The following is a 16,679-nucleotide window of genomic DNA, read 5'->3' as shown; positions in this document are numbered from 1 at the left end:
GTTAACGTGAGACCAAGCCAAAGTATTACTTGTTACCCATTGCTGGTTCAGCGTTGATAGACACGTTGCTTTCTGCGTCTAGAGACGGCGCTGTTTTTGCGTGCGTCAGGTACAGAGGAATGCAAGTCATCACCAAGCCACCAACGATATTACCAAGGATGGTTGGGATTAAGTTGAAGTTCAACCACGTTGCGATGCCAAAATCAGCCCCTAGAATCATACCTAGTGGGAATAGGAACATGTTAACGACAGTGTGTTCAAAAACAAGTGCAAAGAAGATGAAGATTGGGAACCACATCATCGCCACACGACCAGATACAGTGCGAGCTGTCATGTTACCAATGACGCCAAGACAGACCATCAAGTTACAGAAAATACCGCGCACAAAACACGTAATCCAACCGTCCATTCCCATGTTCTCGAAACCAAGGCTGCGAGCCGTAGAAACCGCAACAAATTTTTGCGCGACGGCATTGAGTTCTAGAGAGAAGTTACCTGTTAAAGAGATAGCAACAAGATAAGCGACGATAAGAGAACCAATCAGGTTACCTAAGCCAACCAGTCCCCAGCATCGGAAGATACGGTTCCAAGTCACACCAGGACGATTAGCAAACTTGGCGAGTGGAGCAAGACCAAAAACACCCGTCACGAGGTCGTAACCCATCACACTTAAAATGACGAAACCCACTGGGAACACAAGTGCGCCGACGATACCAATACCAGTTTGCACAATCGTTGTGATCGCTACGACAACCGCGATAGACAAAATAATTCCTGCCATCGTGCCGCGTAATAGTAAATCACGAGTGCTTGTTTTTACTTTCGCTTCGCCAACATCGATCATGGTTTGTACGAATTGTGCAGGTTTAAAATCACCAGACATAAAATTGTCCCTATAAAAGTTTAAGTTAAAAGTTAAGATTGAATAGTGATAGGGGCTAGTTCTAGTCATGACTTTCAATAACTAGAATGAATAACCCCTATAGGCTATTCAGTCTCGAAGACTATGTCGTTCCGTACCGAAGGCTAAGCCGAGATTTCGACGGTGCCTTTCGTCACACGAGTCTTATACGCTTTCACGCTAAAACGCTCATCTTCTAAACACAGACCAGTGGCGAGGTTGAAGCGTTGCTTTTTCAACGGACTTGCGACCCAAAGTTCACCTTGGTGTTCACAGGTTAGGCCGCGAGAAAGGACGTTTGAGCGAGCAAACGGGTCCATGTTATTTATGGCAAAAACTTCGTCGTTGTTTCTAGGACGGAAGATCGCCACTTGTTGTCCATCAATGAGTGCACAAACGCCAGTACCAGGAATGATGTCTTGGATATCGCATACTTTTTGAAATGCCATGATTATTTCTCCAGCTCTACGTGTAGGATGTCGCCCTTAGCGTCAGGGTGCTTCTCTGTGTAAGTAGCTGGACGGTGTTGTTCGCGTTCTTGAACGAACACGACATTGTCATCACGCAAATCACTATTAATGAAGTGAGCAAAACGCTGATGTTGCGCTTCATCGTTCACTGCATTCGTCCATTCACAGCTAAAGTTACCGATTAGCTTGGCAACGTCAGTCTCAAGCTGTTCGTTAATACCAAGTTTGTTATCGACAATGACTTCGCGAAGGTAGTCAACGCCGCCTTCCATGTTGTCCATCCACACCGACGTACGTTGCAGCGGTGCAGCCGTACGGATGTAGAACATCATGAAACGGTCGATGTATTGAAGTAGTGTCGCTTCATCTAAATCAGAAGCAAGAAGGTCTGCGTGACGAGGCTTCATGCCGCCGTTACCACATACATACATGTTCCAACCGGCATCCGTTGCGATGATGCCAAGGTCTTTACCTTGCGCCTCGGCACACTCACGAGTACAGCCAGAGACACCAAACTTCATTTTGTGTGGAGTGCGAATGCCTTTGTAGCGATTCTCGATACGAGAACCAAGACCGACAGAGTCTTGCACGCCATAGCGACACCATGTTGAGCCGACACACGTTTTTGCCATACGTAGCGCTTTTGCATACGCTTGACCGGTTTCATAACCAGCAGCAATTAACTTCTTCCAAATTGTTGGAAGGTCGTCTTTTTGTGCGCCAAATAAGCCGATACGCTGTGCACCGGTTACTTTGGTATATAGGTTGTATTCTGCTGCCACTTCAGCAAGCACTTTTAATGCTTCAGGTGTGACTTCACCACCCGCCATACGAGGAATCACTGAGTACGTACCATCTTTTTGGATGTTACCTAAAAAGTTATCGTTGGTATCGTGAAGCTTAACCAGTTCAGGCTTAAGGATGTGCTCACCCCAGCATGACGCTAAGATAGAGCCCGCTAATGGTTTACACACTTCGCAACCGTAACCTTTTCCGTGCTTCTCTAGCAGCTCATCGAATGTTTTGATTTCTTCGATGCGGATAAGATGGAACAGCTCTTGACGAGAATAAGCAAAATGCTCACAAACGTCGTTTTTAACTTCAATACCGGATTTCGCAAGCTCAGCGTTAAGGACCGAGGTCACGAGTGGGATACAACCGCCACAACCCGTACCTGCGCCAGTTACGGCTTTAATATCGCCAATCGTGTGATGACCATCCGCAACAGCTTGAGCAATCTTGCCCTTTGTTACGTCGAAACAAGAACAAATAACGGCAGTTTCAGGCAGTGAATCGGCACCAAGAGAGGGCTTTTCCGCACCAGCGTGAGCTGGGAGGATAAGCATATCTGGGTGTTCTGGAAGCTCTATATTGTTGAGCTTTAGTTGCAACAAGTCACCGTAGTCAGAGGTATCACCTACCATGACCGCGCCAAGCAATTGCTTACCATCTTCAGAAACAATGATGCGCTTATACACTTCTTGCTCTTCGTTTTGGTAAACGTAGCTCTTACAGCCAGGAGTACGACCGTTTGCATCGCCAATTGAACCAACTTTTACGCCAAGAAGCTTTAACTTCGCGCTCATGTCAGCACCTTCAAATTGGCTGTCATTGCCAACAAGGTGATCAACGGCCACTGTTGCCATTTTGTAGCCAGGTGCAACCAAACCGTAGAAAGTACGGTTCCAAGAGGCACATTCACCAATTGCGTATACATCAGCATCAGTGGTTTGGCAGTTGTTATTAATTTCTATGCCGCCGCGTGGCGCAATACCGAGACCCATTTGACGAGCCAGTTTGTCTTGTGGACGGATACCTGCAGAGAACACAATGAAATCCACTTCAAGGTCAGTACCGTCCGCAAACACCATAGTGTTACGTGCGGTTTTGCCTTCCGGTTTGATTTCTTGGGTGTTTTTGCTGGTATGTACCTGAACGCCCATGCGTTCAATCTTGTTACGAAGTTGCATGCCACCTTGTAGATCAAGCTGTTCAGCCATTAATACGGGTGCGAATTCAATAACGTGTGTGGTAACACCAAGTGCTTTAAGCGCGCCGGCAGCTTCTAGGCCAAGCAGACCACCGCCGATGACCACACCACTTTTACTTTTCTTCGCGGTGGCTTCGATAGACTTGAGGTCTTCGATGGTTCGGTACACGAAACAATCTTTGCTCTCGTTGCCTTTAATAGGGGGAACAAACGGGAAAGAACCGGTTGCAAGGATAAGCTTGTCGTACTTGATTTCACGACCAGTACTTGAGTAGACGATTTTGTTTTCGCGGTTTATGTTGATCGCGCGTTCGCCGATAAGAACATTAATACCGTGTTTTTCATAGAAGCCTTCTTTGACTAAAGAAAGTTCGTCTGCAGTATGGTGAGAGAAATAAGAGGAGAGGTGGACACGGTCATAGGCGACGCGCGGTTCTTCGCAAAAAACGGTAATGTCAAAGTTGGCAGCATCGGTCTTGTCGACTAAGTCTTCTAGATACCGATGTCCCACCATGCCGTTACCGATCACGACAAGCTTCATCTTGCTCATATTAATACCTAAGGGTTATTCTTCAATTCTACGCGCATTGTTAAATGTGAAAGAAAATTAATATATGATGTAAATCAATTACACTTTCAAACTACCCTAAAGGGGTAGGCGTCTTGAGCAAATAGTGTACTTTTATGCATTTGCCTGCGTGACATATCGGAAAAGGCAATGGTAAGTAAATGGGTTGTTAATGGGTGGGGTTTTTATTGGTGTGCGCATGTTATTAATATGCGGTAGTGACATTCACTTTTGTAATACAAATAGAATGTAGTTACAAAAGTGAAAGTTTCCTTCATTGGTGTGAGTGGATTGTGAAGAATTATGAATAAGTAACATAGATGAGCCAAAATGCCGTATTTAACCGACAAATAACCATATTCCAACCGCACACATCAAGGTCCCGGCAAAACGGTTCATTGCCTTGACGTTTTTAGATTGACCTAAGGAACGCTTTAATCCCTTTCCACCCGTGGCATAAATAGTCATACAAATAAATTCACTGAGTAAAATAATTCCCAGCATCATTGATACTTGCAGTGTCATTGGTTGAGATTGGTCGATAAATGGCGGTAGCAACGAAATCATAAAAGCCCAACCTTTCGGATTGGCAATCGCTGTTACAAATCCTTGGACAACGAGATCCCAATCTTTATGTTGGACGGTGTCATCCGAATCTGCCGAAATCGCCAGCTTGCCTTTTGAGCGCCACATTTGTACGCCCAGATAGAAGAGGTAACTTGCGCCTATCGTTTTAAATATGACGAACAATTCGGGATAGCGCAGCATAATTGCCGCCACACCGAGAACGGCAGCAAGTGCGACGACGGCAACACCAATAAGCTCGCCTATCATCATCCATAATGTGCGTCGATAGCCAATACTCATTCCCATTGTCAGCGCCAATGTCATGCACATACCTGGAGTAATAGAGACAAAGAAAAAAGTGGGAATAAAAATAGTTAACGTTGACCAGCTCATAGTGCTCAATTGATTAAGGAATCAGTTTATTATTTTTAACAGAGTTAATGAGTAAAAACTATATAAAGTAAGTCGATGGCGTGAATGAAATGGAAATTCAATAAAATAATGCATATAAGCTGAAAGAAAGGAGTGCCCAATCCCTATGGGCGATGTCTAGCCAAAGACATTGTTATTATTTATTTTGGGGTGTAAGGATTAGGTATCCGCGCTTGTAACGTGTTGCAACAAGCATAGTTGTCATCATTATTGCCAGCGGAACGTGTAGATAATTTTTCCTTCGAATTTGAACTTTTTAGCGGCGAAGAGGCGTTCAATATAATTTCGGCGAATTCTTTCCATTGTGTTTGTATGCTCGGCTTATCTTAAATGGTGAGGTGATTATTACGCATTCACCTCACGTCGTAAAAATAGGAACTCTTCGCTTTTCGAATAGCGTGATAGATCTATCAATTTAATAAACGTCATGCTCGCCATAAATACGCTTTAATCAGGTGAGAAGTGTGTGTTATTGACTATTATTTAGTGAAATAGTTTGTTCTTGGGTTTCTATAGAGATAATGGCTCGGTTTGGGTGTTGGTCGAACGTTTTGACATAGCAGTTTCAAGCCCGCATGGTGTCATAGTGAATCCAATACCGTAAACATAACCCAATAAAACAGAAAGGAATCTAAGAAATGGAATTCAAAAAAACCATTCGCCAAGTGAGTTGGCTTCTTATTGTTAGTTGTTCCGCGCTCGGCATTTCAGCGGTGCAGGCAGAAGAAAAGGTATATCGTCTTAAGCTAGCGGAGACTTGGGGCCCAAATACGCCGATTTTAGGTGATGCGAGTAAAAATATGGCTAAGCTCGCCAAGGAGATGTCGAATGGTCGTCTCATTATTCGTATAGATTCAGCCAACAAGCATAAAGCACCACTTGGTGTGTTTGATATGGTGAAGACAGGGCAATATGATTTAGGGCACTCGAGCTCATATTACTGGAAAGGGAAGGTACCGAACACCCTGTATTTTTCTTCTATGCCCTTTGGTATGACGACAATGGAACAGTATTCGTGGTTCTATCATGGTGGAGGTGTTGAGTTAATGCAAAAGGTATACGCACCTCACAATATGCTGTCTTTTCCAGGGGGTAACTCAGATATTCAAATGGGCGGGTGGTTTAAGAAAGAGATCAACTCAATTGAAGATTTGCAGGGACTAAAAATGCGTATCCCTGGTTTCGCTGGGGAAGTGTTGGCAAAGGTAGGGGCTAAACCTACAAACATTGCGCCTGGTGAGCTGTATACGTCACTTGAACGTGGCACGATTGATGCGCTTGAGTGGGTTGGTCCAGCCTTCGATTTACGCATGGGATTTCAAAAAATCGCGCCTTATTACTACACTGCATGGCATGAGCCGGGCTCAGAAACCCAATTTATGGTGAATAAGAAGGTTTGGGCTGACCTGCCTGACGACTTGAAAGTTATTTTGGAAACATCGTTTCGTGTTGCTGCATTTGACATGTATACACAAGCATTGCATGAGAACGCCCAAAGTTGGTCGAAGATGAGTACGGATTATCCAAATATCAAGGTACGTAGCTTCCCGCCAGAAGTCATTGAAGAGTTGAAACAGGCAAATAATACCTTGTTACAGGAACAAGCAAGTAATGACAAACTTGCCAAAGAAATCTTAGATTCACAAGCGCAGTATCTTGCAAAAATGCGTGAATGGACCAACATGTCATTACGTGCGTATTTGAACGATCAAGATTGATACGCTGTAACGACGCAGATTTTAACTAAGCCCCAATGATTGAATGATCATTGGGGCTTTATATTGATTAGCGACGTTGACAGGAGGTACAACCACGACAGGCTGATCGAGTATGCCGATCCAAAAGACTGCGTTGGACTTTACAGTAGGCATTTTTTAATGCTCGCCTTGCAGAAAACCAATCATCAGGCTTTTCCAGTAGCAAGTATCCGTTGAAACGTTTGACTAATTGCGTTCGATTTTCATCGATGAATCGGCTATCAAAACCGATGTCAAAATAGGTCAGTGCCTGCTCTATGGAGGTGAAACTGGCGATGGTTTTTTGAATATCGACGGTGCTCATGTTCTATTTGACTCTCGGTTCACGTAGCGTTTGATTTACGTAGCTCTTGTTTCATCGAGCTTTTGACTCATTTAAATCATAGGCGATGATAGCATTTTTCAACGCAATGAAGTCTGAACTGCTTAAATACTGCCTCAACGCATTAAACTTGTCGGTTGACCAATCATAAATGTTAAATGAAAGCAGTTCGGTGATGGTTTCAGCATCAAAGCGAGTTTTCACTAAAGCGGCAGGGGAGCCGGCAACGACGCTATAGGGAGCAACATCTTTGGTAACCACACTGTTTGCGGCGACAATTGCACCCTCGCCAATGGTGACGCCGGGCATAATCATACAGCGCATCCCCAGCCATGCCCCGTCCTTAATGTGTGTGTCACCTTTGCCTTGGTAGGATTGCTCAATATCTTGCATGAATGGATAGAGGCAAAACCAATCTGCTCGATGGTTATGGTTTCCACCCATTAAAATAATGGTCTCTGCGGCGATGCATACGTAATCACCAATATGTAGCCGATCAATTGGCCACCGTGGATCCCACTCGCGGCTTACTTTGTCGCCGTGTAGGTAGCGTATGGCAGATTCTTCGAATCCATTATCCCAACAGTCGCTGTAATAGCTGTATTTACCTTTGATCGATATATTTTTATTTTGAACGACTTCGTGCAATAACTGGAATGTAGACCAATGTTTATTGTTCATCTTGTTACCTTGTTTCGGTTGAAATTGATGGTGTGCAAGCCCAAACGCAGGCTCAGCAGTGATCATTCAACGTCAGTGGATTCGTGGTTGTTTTAACAAGGGAATAAGTGCCATTTTTAATGTACCGCAACAAAGCCTGGATGAGGAAGGGCAGAGCCCAATGATGAGTCGAAGCTGTCGTAACATTATTGGACTCTTTATTGTAAGCCGGATGATCGCACAACAATTCGATAGCAGTTGTGCGATCAATCAATGTTATTGCATAGGGCGTCTTGTCATGTCGGTTTGCCCTGACCGGTGGGCCTTAAGCGTAGGATCGTGGAGCTCAATAAGCTCACGTAGTTTTTGTTTGTCAACCAGAACACTTTGTTTTATATCGTCATTCTTTGCTTCATACATCGCAAAATCGGTATAAATAAGCAACTGCTTAATACTTAAGTTGCTGGTGTCTGGCAAAAATACGCCAACAGAGGCCGATAGTGTCAGATTAATATTTTTGCCACGTAGCGAAAATTCAAATGACTCTAACTTAGGCAGGGTTTGCTCAATACGCTTGCCGGATAAGTCACTGATTACGACAAACTCATCGCCCCCGATGCGGTAAATATTGCCTTTAAATGTTTCGTTAAGTCGCTTTGTATAGCAGCGTAAAACTTGGTCGCCGACATTATGGCCGTAGGTGTCGTTAATGTGTTTAAATTTGTTGAGATCGATGTAAATAAGATAATTGCCTTTCCCCAGCGTTTGCTTGCGAATTCGATTCAAGGCGTGGCGGTTTTTCAACTTAGTCAGCGCATCCTGATTCGCTCTATGGTAAGTGAGGAACCAGAAAAAGAGGCTAACCATGACCAATAATGCTAGGAGTGTATTAATAATGTCTAAGCGTTGTGTTTCTTGTTCTTTTTCGTGTAATTCCCGCCAATTTGCTGGTGGCAGATAACGTTTATTGATGGTGTCCGCATCAATAAAGTCCAGCGTTCGATTGAAAAGACGAGAGAGGGCCTCTCCGCGTTCGGTTTTGGGAAAACCGAAACTGAGTTCAGAACGGTGGAAAGGATGAAAATACTTATCTTCGATGACATTCGAGATTTGCTCGTCATATAAAAGCTTATTTAACGTCACGCGATTGGTTACCGCGTAATTAATCTCTTTGTTGGTCAATCCGGCTAACATGCTTTTTGTATTGGGATAAAAAGTCAGCGCCTTATTTGGAAGTAAACGTTGAGTGACTTTAGCAAATATGTCACCAGTCACGACGCCAATTTTTTCGGCAAATAGCTCGGAAATATGCCTGTGAACTTCTTCTTTAAATCCTATACGTTTGGCGATCACACCGTCGATTGCGACGTAAGGCCTGCTAAAATAGGCGAATGCTTGGCGATTTTTTGATGGTGCAATAGGGGTCGTAACATCGCGTTCGCCTTTCTTTATCTTATCAATGCTCTCGGACCAAGGTTCGGTGGGGTCATAAACAAAAGCGCAATCAAGAGCATTCAATTCACAAACTGCCTTAGCAAAATCGACAGAAATACCGCCAGGGTTACCATTTTTATGAGAGAAAACATAAGGCTGTCGTGGATTCAGGTATATGGAGATAGGCTTGTTCAAATCCAAATTCGACACTTCTATTTTTCTTTGTAGCTGCTCGATGGCGACGCGGCTAATGTAGTCATCTACGTATTTCCTCATTTGCTTTTGGACGTCTTCTTGCGAAATTATTTGGCTGAAGATCTCAAGCAAATCGATATTTTCAGGTTTATTGGTAATGATTGAAACGGGTGGGATAGTGACTTTGTCATTGATCATTTGGGACTTAAACCCTGCATTGAGAAAACCTTCTAACTGAAGGAAAGTACCAATGTAGCCGTCGATGTCTCCGTTGCTCAGTACCTCGTAAGCAACATCATTGTCGTTAAAATCTAAAACACGTTTATCTGGATAATATCTCTGAATGATGTCGGTGAAGGCGGTACCCATAGTGTTACCGATAGTGTTCAACTCATCAAAGGGTTTACCATCGAGACTAAAAACATAAGTCGGTTCAATATTCATTGGTGAAGAATAAGAAAAACGTTGGGCACGACTTTTCGTAAAAGTAATATTGGCGACAAAGTCTAAGTCGGTATTTTCTACAGCGTCAAGGCGATCACTAAAGGTAGGATAATCGACATACGTAAAGGTTATATCTGTTTGCTGCTCGATCGTCGAAAAGATAAACCGCGCTAAAAAATCATGTTCATATGCAGACACATAATACGTTTTAGCGTGATCCTCAGCGTGCGTTAGAGAAGCATGGAGTATCCCCCAAGAACTGATGAAGATAAGCATCAGAACCTCTAAAGAACGACATAACTTGGTGCTCAATTCCAATTCTTCTCTCTAATGCATGGGGTTGTCTATATGGCTTTAATACTAAACATATAAATAGATAATTCAATGTTAACTTGCTGAATAGTAAATGTATATCGATGTTAAGTGATCATAGTAATGATGTTTTGCTAGAGAATATAAGATCGAGGGCCGAGTTGTGCGGGGGTGGTGAGATAGACGAACGGCAAGAAGCGCGTTTATCTATCTCGAACGCTCACGACGAATGGACCAATTTATTAAGCGATTTCGATTTGTATCTCTTGTAACCCACCCGCATTGTGCAATTGAGTGAATCCTAGCGATGTTAAATATTGGTAGGCTTGACCAGAACGGTTACCACTGCGGCAATACAAAACGATAGGGGTTGCTTTGTCGAGGTCTGAAGCATGCTGTTCTAGTGTCGACAGAGGAAAATTAATGGCGTTATCTAAGTGTCCATCGGCAAACTCTTGTGGGGTTCTAACATCAATAACCATGGCACCTTGTTGTATCTTTTGCCAACCAAGAGCCGCTCTTTCTGATGCAAAAGTGCCTGTGCTCAGCAGCGCGGATAGTAGTGCAATACCCGCCATTAATCGTTTGATGTTCATGCATGCTCCTCCTCTGCGTCCTATTAGATAGTGTGCCTTAGCTGTGGTGCTCGAGCAATGAGCGTTCTAACTGTTTCATCGAAAAGTTATACATTAACCAAGCGCTCAATCCTGCCAGAATATTACCAGTAAGTGCACCATAGAATAATCCTTCAATGCCCCCAAGCTGAGATCCAACCCACAAACAGGGCAAGAAGAAAGCAAATAACCGAAGGGTCGAAATAGTGAGAGCGGTTTTGGCTTTACCAAGTGCATTAGATATTGAAACCATCAACATGCAAACCCCTAAAGGCCCTAAACTAATTGGCACGAGAAGCAGATGGTAATGGAGAACCTGATACACCTGATCTTCACTCGTCATTAACGAGGCGAGCGGTTTTGCAAAGATGAATGTGATAATGGCTACGATAAATTGAAAGCCTAAAATGTACAACACGGCGATCTTTACTAGCTTCTTAATATCATGGATGTTCTTTCCGCCTAATAGCTTTCCAATCATTGGAGGCATCGACATGGTTAACGCTAGGACGGTGACGATAGCAAAGAATTCATATCGTGACCCCACCGCCCATGCAGCAACCGCTGCGGTACCAAATGTGGCGAGTAGTTTTGTTGCGAGCATGGAAGACAATGGTGGCAAGAGTTGACTGACCATCGCCGGTGCCATTATTTTCCAAATAGACCGAAGGCTGTGGATTATATTAAGATCACTCCAATCAAATGATGCCCAGCCTTTATCTGTGACTTTCGGCGCGACGACGAGAATGCCAATCCCAAACGCAACAATGGTTGCGATAGCCGCGCCGTTTATTCCCATATCGAAGGTGAAAATAAAAAGTGGGTCCAACGCAAGGTTGATTAAGCTGGTGACCATCATCATCATACCAGGCAAAACAGTGTTACCGTTTGAACGACAGACACTGTAGTAAAAATACAATACTGCGCCCACCCACGAACTGACTAACCAATAAGGCCAATAACTGTCGATGACAGGGTACACGGCCTCTGGGGCACTCAGCATTGACAAAATAGGATAACGTAACAGCCAAATAATAACGCCGATAAAGCTGACCCCTAAGCTACCAAATAATAGAATGAGCCCACCAAGTTGTTTGGCATAGCGCTCATCATTCGAGCCTAGTGCGCGAGAGATAATGGCGGTTGTCGCAATACCTAAGCCAACTTGAATACCGATGATCACCATTTGCATTGGCAGGGTGAAGCCTTGTGCAGCGAGAGGTAAGACGCCTAGTTGACCGATAAAGGCACTATCGACAAGTTGAAAGCTCATTAATGACAACACACCTAAAACCATAGGGAGCGTCATTTTAAATAGCTGGTGAGCGAGATTTTTGGTTTCTGTATCCACGATATCATCTTTATTTTGGTTGAATAAAAAACGGGCACCAATGCCCGCTTTTTACTGGATTAGGATGGGTCTGACTTATCAAGATTGTCAGCATAGCCCTTAGGGGGCGGTGTCCAACCACGTTCTCGAGAATGTTTATCGTTCCTATCGACTTTCATTGCCTCTTTGATGAGTTCTTCGAGCTCCATAAAGAGTTGGCGATAGTTATTATCATAACGTGATTCGTCGGTTGCTTGGGTCCAGCCTTCATATAGCGAATCTGACTGCCTATTCTCAATCGTTTTGTATATGGTTTTTTGTTGCTCAACAAAGAAAGGATGAAAACCAAGACTTCTCATCGCTTTTGAGCCTAGCTCTAGTGCAGAGTGATAGGTTTCTGATTCAATACAGTCAGCCCCTGCTTGTCTGAGCTGGTAGCTGTGTCCCCGGTCATACGCACGAGCCAATATTTTAACGTGAGGGTACGTATGTTTCACATATTTTACAAGCTCTACACTGGCTTCGTAATTGTCTATCGCAATCACGAATAGTTTAGCGTCTTCAAGCTTAGCAGTGTACAGCATGTCAGGTTTGGTCGCATCTCCAAAAAATGATTTGGTTTCAATTTGTCGCATCAAATCCACTTGATCCGCTCTAATATCAAGAACGACGGTCTGCACGTTGTTGGCAACCAGTAGGCGGTTGATGATTTGACCAAAACGGCCAATCCCAGCAATCACCACGCAGCCTTGCTCGTCGATAGTATCTTCTTCTCTATCGTTTATCGTCTTTTCAAACTTAGGCAATATGACCTTGTCAAATAAGATAAATAAGGCTGGAGTAAGGAACATCGAAAGCGCAACCACTAACGACAGAATTTGCGCAATATCAGTCGGTAACACATGGTTTTGCACTGAAAAGCTTAATAGAACGAAACCAAATTCGCCGGCTTGAGCAAGACTTAACGTAAACAACCATCGGTCACTACCACGAATCTTGAACATGAGGGCTAAAACATAGAGAACAAGCGCTTTGATTGCCATCACGCCTATGGTCATTGTGATGATAAGAATGAAATCATCGAACAAGATACCAAAGTTGATGCCTGCACCAACAGTGATAAAGAAGAGTCCTAGCAACAGTCCTTTAAACGGGTCAATATTCGATTCCAGCTCATGCCTAAATTCACTGTTTGCTAATACGACTCCGGCTAGGAATGTGCCCAGTGCAGGGGATAGACCCACTAAGCTCATTAACGCTGCGATACCAATCACTAACATTAAGGCTGTTGCGGTAAAAATTTCTCGTAAGCCCGATGAGGCAACAAAACGAAATAGTGGGCGACTGAGGTAGTGTCCTCCAACGACGACAATGGCGATCGACGTTATAATGACGATGCCATAAGCCCAGCCTGGAAGATCGGCGACGAGGCTCAGATCATCGTGGTGTTCCGCGACGTTAGTCGCAACGGATTGAGCTTGTTCTATTAATTCGGGAAGGGCGAGTAAAGGGATAAAAGCAAGCATTGGAATGACAGCAATATCTTGGAACAGCAATACAGAAAAAGCGTTTTTCCCGCCTTCTGTCTTGGTCAGTCCTTTCTCATTGAAAGTCTGCAATACGATTGCCGTTGAAGAGAGTGCGAAAATCAAGCCGATGGTCAATGATACGGTCCAAGTAAACTCAGCGAAGAGCGCGATCGCCATGACAATGGCTGCGGACCCGCCAACTTGTAATCCGCCAAGGCCCATTAAACGATGTCGCATCGCCCATAACATTTTTGGTTCAAGTTCTAGTCCGACCAAAAATAGCATCATGACAACGCCAAACTCAGCGAAGTGTTGTATCGTTGTCGTCTCTTCGCCAACGAGCCCGATGATAGGCCCTATGACAACGCCTGCTATCAGATAACCAAGAACTGAACCGAGACCAAGGCGCTTTGCAATGGGAACGGCGATGACAGCGGCAAACAGATAGATGAACGCTTGTAAAAAATATCCGGTCATAACGATGACTCCGTGTCGTGAGGCCAATAATGGTTGAGTTTTTCTAAAGGCGCGGCTTTCGCCACGTTAAATTGGTCTGAGACGAGTAACTCAAGGAGTTCTTTCCATTGTTGTCTATGTTTGGTGATACGATGCTCTTCTTTGGCCGTCCGGGAACCAAATAAAACAAAAGGCGGGAGATAGACAAGACCGGTTAGGTTGGCCATTTGCTCCAAAGGTTGAAGGAGTTCCCTGATCGTAAAGTGGTTATAACCATCGGTTTGATAGGCTTCTGCTTTTCCACCTGCTGAGATGGAGCAGAAAAACCGTTTACCGGCGAGTTGTGTACCCTCATGACCATAAGCAAAGCCATATTCAAGCACTAGATCTTGCCATTCTTTGAGGATTGATGGCGTAGAATACCAGTACAAAGGAAATTGGAAGATGATGATATCGTGCTCAAGCAGTCGTTGTTGCTCTTTGTCGATATCGATATGATAAGTAGGGTATTCGGAGTATAGATCGACGACAGTCACTCCCTCAACGCTTAGCGCGTCCCTGTACATTGGCATGTTGACTTCAGAGCGTCGCTGAGAAGGATGCGCATAAAGCACTAAGACTTTGTTTTTAAGATCATTCATATGGTTTTGTATCGTTCCTGAACGTATGGATATTATCGTCAACGAGTTATAATGTTTAGTATACAACAAGCTATTTATCAATTAGTTAAGCTATTTATTATGTCGTTAATCTATTTTTAAGTCATGGCTATTAATTGGTAAGTGATGTAGACAAAAAGCGAGAGAAAAATGGGTGAAATGTATAAAAAGCATGCAAAGAAATACGATGAAGCGATTCAAAATAATGCTTATAACGCTTTGTATGAAAGACCAACAACGTTGGGGTTGCTAGGGGATCTAAACCATAAACATGTCCTCGATCTCGGGTGCGGATCTGGCGTTTACGCGGCTATTTTTCAGAAACAAGGTGCAAATGTGACCGCCATCGATGCATCAGACGAAATGGTGCAAATTACTTTAGCGAAACTGAACGGCAATGGTCGTGTCTATGCGCAAGATTTATCGTTAGGTTTACCGCAGGAAACAGATGGCAAATTTGACGTGGTGGTTTGCCCACTCATGATTCATTACTTACCTGATTTGGCACCGTTATTTGCCGACGTAGCCAGAGTGCTGAAAACAGGAGGAGTCTTTGTCTTTTCAACACATCATCCCATTATTGACTTCGACGCATCGAATCAAAATAGCAACTATTTTGCGGTAGAGAAAATTACTGAATTTTGGGATACGACGGGTGAACCCGTTGAGGTAAGTTTCTATCGTCGTTCTTTGACGAGTCTCTTTGCAGCATTAAAAGATCATGGATTTATATTGGATACATTTTCGGAAGGCACGCCAGACATCAAAATGAAAACAGTGGCACCAGCAACCTATAAAAAGCTGTCACGATGCCCCAATTTTGTGTTTATTCGCGCAATGAAAGCGAGTTGAGCGAGCTTCATACCGTTCAGTTTTGCTCATGTTGCGGGTGGTTTTGATCTTAATTGGTTAAAAATGGTCTTTTTTTGCTCGGTAACCTGCTCAAATCACGAATCAATTTGGCTTTACTGGCGTGTTTGATTACTATAGACAGCTATCAAAAAACACCGTTATGGACACACTACCAATAGGTAGATGAGGATACGATGCAACAGCTAGAAGAGATCATTGCTAACGCAACCACTGCGATTGATACAGCAGATTCGTTAGTCGCACTCGATGAAGTGCGAGTTCAGTATTTAGGTAAGAAGGGTGAACTCACTCTTCAGCTACAAAGCCTAGGTAAATTGCCACCTGAAGAGCGTCGTACTGCTGGTCAAGAGATCAACAAAGCGAAAGGTGCGGTTCAACAAGCGATCGCTGCGCGTAAAGATGCACTACAACGTGCAGAGCTAGAAGCGAAATTAGCGGCAGAAATGATTGATGTGAGCCTTCCAGGCCGTCGCATCGAGAATGGTGGCCTTCATCCAGTGACTCGCACTGTTGAGCGTATCGAACAGTTCTTTGGTGAGCTTGGCTTTAGCACTGAGTCTGGCCCTGAGATTGAAGATGCATTCCACAACTTTGATGCACTCAACATCGCAGACGATCACCCAGCTCGTACTGATCACGATACTTTCTTCTTCAACCCTGATCTAATGCTACGTACGCACACTTCTGGTGTTCAAATCCGTACGATGGAAAACGGCAAACCGCCTTTCCGCTTTATTGCTCCGGGTCGTGTTTACCGTAACGACTACGATCAAACTCACACGCCAATGTTCCACCAAGTGGAAGGTATGTTAGTTGATGAGAACGTAAACTTCGCGCAACTTAAAGGCATTCTTAACGATTTCCTTTGTAACTTCTTTGAAGAAGAAGTTGAAGTGCGTTTCCGTCCTTCATTCTTCCCGTTCACAGAGCCTTCAGCTGAAGTTGACGTGAAACGTAAAGATGGCAAATGGCTAGAAGTTCTAGGTTGTGGCATGGTTCACCCTAACGTACTTCGCTCTGTTGGCATCGACCCTGAGAAATACTCTGGTTTTGCATTCGGTATGGGTGTAGAGCGTCTAACGATGCTTCGTTACGGCGTAAATGACCTTCGTGCGTTCTTCGAGAACGACCTTCGTTTCCTTAAACAATTCAAGTAATCCGGGGCA

At 44.0% G+C, this 16,679-nt stretch carries 14 protein-coding genes; 3 read left to right on the top strand and 11 right to left on the bottom strand.

Annotation, left to right across the window (positions count from 1 at the left end; translation table 11 throughout):
* Positions 1–25 precede the first annotated feature (25 nt).
* From AB4405_RS07405 to AB4405_RS07390, 4 genes are all read right to left on the bottom strand, one after another.
* Positions 26–883: a formate/nitrite transporter family protein gene (locus AB4405_RS07405; protein WP_102467846.1), complete on the bottom strand. Its 858-nt coding sequence runs from the start codon at positions 881–883 to the stop codon at positions 26–28.
* 143 nt (positions 884–1,026) lie between these two features.
* A complete protein-coding gene (nirD, locus tag AB4405_RS07400) occupies positions 1,027–1,350 on the bottom strand; it encodes a nitrite reductase small subunit NirD (protein ID WP_372060257.1) in 324 nt (107 codons plus the stop codon).
* A gap of 2 nt (positions 1,351–1,352) precedes the next feature.
* Positions 1,353–3,911, bottom strand: a complete 2,559-nt coding sequence (gene nirB, locus AB4405_RS07395) for a nitrite reductase large subunit NirB (RefSeq protein ID WP_372060256.1) — start codon at positions 3,909–3,911, stop codon at positions 1,353–1,355.
* A gap of 357 nt (positions 3,912–4,268) precedes the next feature.
* Positions 4,269–4,889: a LysE family translocator gene (locus AB4405_RS07390; RefSeq protein WP_102467843.1), complete on the bottom strand. Its 621-nt coding sequence runs from the start codon at positions 4,887–4,889 to the stop codon at positions 4,269–4,271.
* 677 nt (positions 4,890–5,566) lie between these two features.
* Between AB4405_RS07390 and AB4405_RS07385 the strand changes: the two genes are divergently transcribed.
* Positions 5,567–6,646, top strand: coding sequence for a TRAP transporter substrate-binding protein (locus AB4405_RS07385; protein ID WP_372060255.1), 1,080 nt, complete (start codon positions 5,567–5,569; stop codon positions 6,644–6,646).
* A 67-nt stretch (positions 6,647–6,713) separates the two neighbouring features.
* On the opposite strand, the gene AB4405_RS07380 is transcribed toward AB4405_RS07385, so the two are convergent.
* The 7 genes from AB4405_RS07380 to AB4405_RS07350 all read right to left on the bottom strand — a co-directional run bounded on the left by AB4405_RS07380 (position 6,714) and on the right by AB4405_RS07350 (position 14,622).
* On the bottom strand, positions 6,714–6,989 hold the full coding sequence (locus AB4405_RS07380) for a nitrogenase-stabilizing/protective protein NifW (RefSeq protein ID WP_102467841.1): 276 nt from the start codon (positions 6,987–6,989) through the stop codon (positions 6,714–6,716).
* Positions 6,990–7,040: 51 nt separating this feature from the next.
* A complete protein-coding gene (locus AB4405_RS07375; protein ID WP_372060254.1) occupies positions 7,041–7,688 on the bottom strand; it encodes a CatB-related O-acetyltransferase in 648 nt (215 codons plus the stop codon).
* A gap of 255 nt (positions 7,689–7,943) precedes the next feature.
* Positions 7,944–10,052, bottom strand: coding sequence for a diguanylate cyclase (locus tag AB4405_RS07370; protein WP_372060253.1), 2,109 nt, complete (start codon positions 10,050–10,052; stop codon positions 7,944–7,946).
* 242 nt (positions 10,053–10,294) lie between these two features.
* A complete protein-coding gene (locus tag AB4405_RS07365; protein ID WP_372060679.1) occupies positions 10,295–10,630 on the bottom strand; it encodes a rhodanese-like domain-containing protein in 336 nt (111 codons plus the stop codon).
* Positions 10,631–10,685: 55 nt separating this feature from the next.
* The gene (locus tag AB4405_RS07360) at positions 10,686–11,975 is read right to left on the bottom strand and encodes an MATE family efflux transporter (RefSeq protein WP_372060678.1); all 1,290 of its coding nucleotides are present in this window, start codon (positions 11,973–11,975) and stop codon (positions 10,686–10,688) included.
* A 101-nt stretch (positions 11,976–12,076) separates the two neighbouring features.
* Entirely contained in the window at positions 12,077–14,002 is a 1,926-nt protein-coding gene (locus AB4405_RS07355) for a monovalent cation:proton antiporter-2 (CPA2) family protein (protein WP_372060252.1), read from the bottom strand.
* Positions 13,999–14,622 carry an NAD(P)H-dependent oxidoreductase gene (locus tag AB4405_RS07350; RefSeq protein ID WP_372060251.1) on the bottom strand — a complete coding sequence of 208 codons (624 nt, stop codon included), beginning with the start codon at positions 14,620–14,622 and terminating at the stop codon, positions 13,999–14,001. Before AB4405_RS07350 ends, AB4405_RS07355 begins: the two co-directional genes overlap by 4 nt.
* Before the next feature lie 168 nt (positions 14,623–14,790).
* Between AB4405_RS07350 and AB4405_RS07345 the strand changes: the two genes are divergently transcribed.
* A complete protein-coding gene (locus AB4405_RS07345) occupies positions 14,791–15,492 on the top strand; it encodes a class I SAM-dependent methyltransferase (protein WP_372060250.1) in 702 nt (233 codons plus the stop codon).
* A gap of 194 nt (positions 15,493–15,686) precedes the next feature.
* A complete protein-coding gene (pheS, locus tag AB4405_RS07340; protein WP_372060249.1) occupies positions 15,687–16,670 on the top strand; it encodes a phenylalanine--tRNA ligase subunit alpha in 984 nt (327 codons plus the stop codon).
* The last annotated feature ends 9 nt before the right edge of the window (positions 16,671–16,679 follow it).

This window comes from Vibrio sp. 10N.261.51.F12 (assembly GCF_041471725.1).
Taxonomy (GTDB): domain Bacteria; phylum Pseudomonadota; class Gammaproteobacteria; order Enterobacterales; family Vibrionaceae; genus Vibrio.
The sequence above is the reverse complement of the archived record's forward strand: the minus strand, read 5'-3'. Positions and strand labels throughout refer to the sequence as shown.

Bases quoted from the DNA above. Each gene is read 5' to 3' on its own strand.
- nirD (WP_372060257.1), bottom strand. From the start codon at position 1,350: ATGGCATTTCAAAAAGTATGCGATATCCAAGACATCATTCCTGGTACT.
- AB4405_RS07345 (WP_372060250.1), top strand. From the start codon at position 14,791: ATGGGTGAAATGTATAAAAAGCATGCAAAGAAATACGATGAAGCGATT.
- AB4405_RS07365 (WP_372060679.1), bottom strand. From the start codon at position 10,630: ATGGCGGGTATTGCACTACTATCCGCGCTGCTGAGCACAGGCACTTTT.
- pheS (WP_372060249.1), top strand. From the start codon at position 15,687: ATGCAACAGCTAGAAGAGATCATTGCTAACGCAACCACTGCGATTGAT.
- AB4405_RS07385 (WP_372060255.1), top strand. From the start codon at position 5,567: ATGGAATTCAAAAAAACCATTCGCCAAGTGAGTTGGCTTCTTATTGTT.
- AB4405_RS07360 (WP_372060678.1), bottom strand. From the start codon at position 11,975: ATGACGCTCCCTATGGTTTTAGGTGTGTTGTCATTAATGAGCTTTCAA.
- AB4405_RS07380 (WP_102467841.1), bottom strand. From the start codon at position 6,989: ATGAGCACCGTCGATATTCAAAAAACCATCGCCAGTTTCACCTCCATA.
- nirB (WP_372060256.1), bottom strand. From the start codon at position 3,911: ATGAGCAAGATGAAGCTTGTCGTGATCGGTAACGGCATGGTGGGACAT.
- AB4405_RS07375 (WP_372060254.1), bottom strand. From the start codon at position 7,688: ATGAACAATAAACATTGGTCTACATTCCAGTTATTGCACGAAGTCGTT.
- AB4405_RS07355 (WP_372060252.1), bottom strand. From the start codon at position 14,002: ATGACCGGATATTTTTTACAAGCGTTCATCTATCTGTTTGCCGCTGTC.
- AB4405_RS07405 (WP_102467846.1), bottom strand. From the start codon at position 883: ATGTCTGGTGATTTTAAACCTGCACAATTCGTACAAACCATGATCGAT.
- AB4405_RS07390 (WP_102467843.1), bottom strand. From the start codon at position 4,889: ATGAGCTGGTCAACGTTAACTATTTTTATTCCCACTTTTTTCTTTGTC.
- AB4405_RS07350 (WP_372060251.1), bottom strand. From the start codon at position 14,622: ATGAATGATCTTAAAAACAAAGTCTTAGTGCTTTATGCGCATCCTTCT.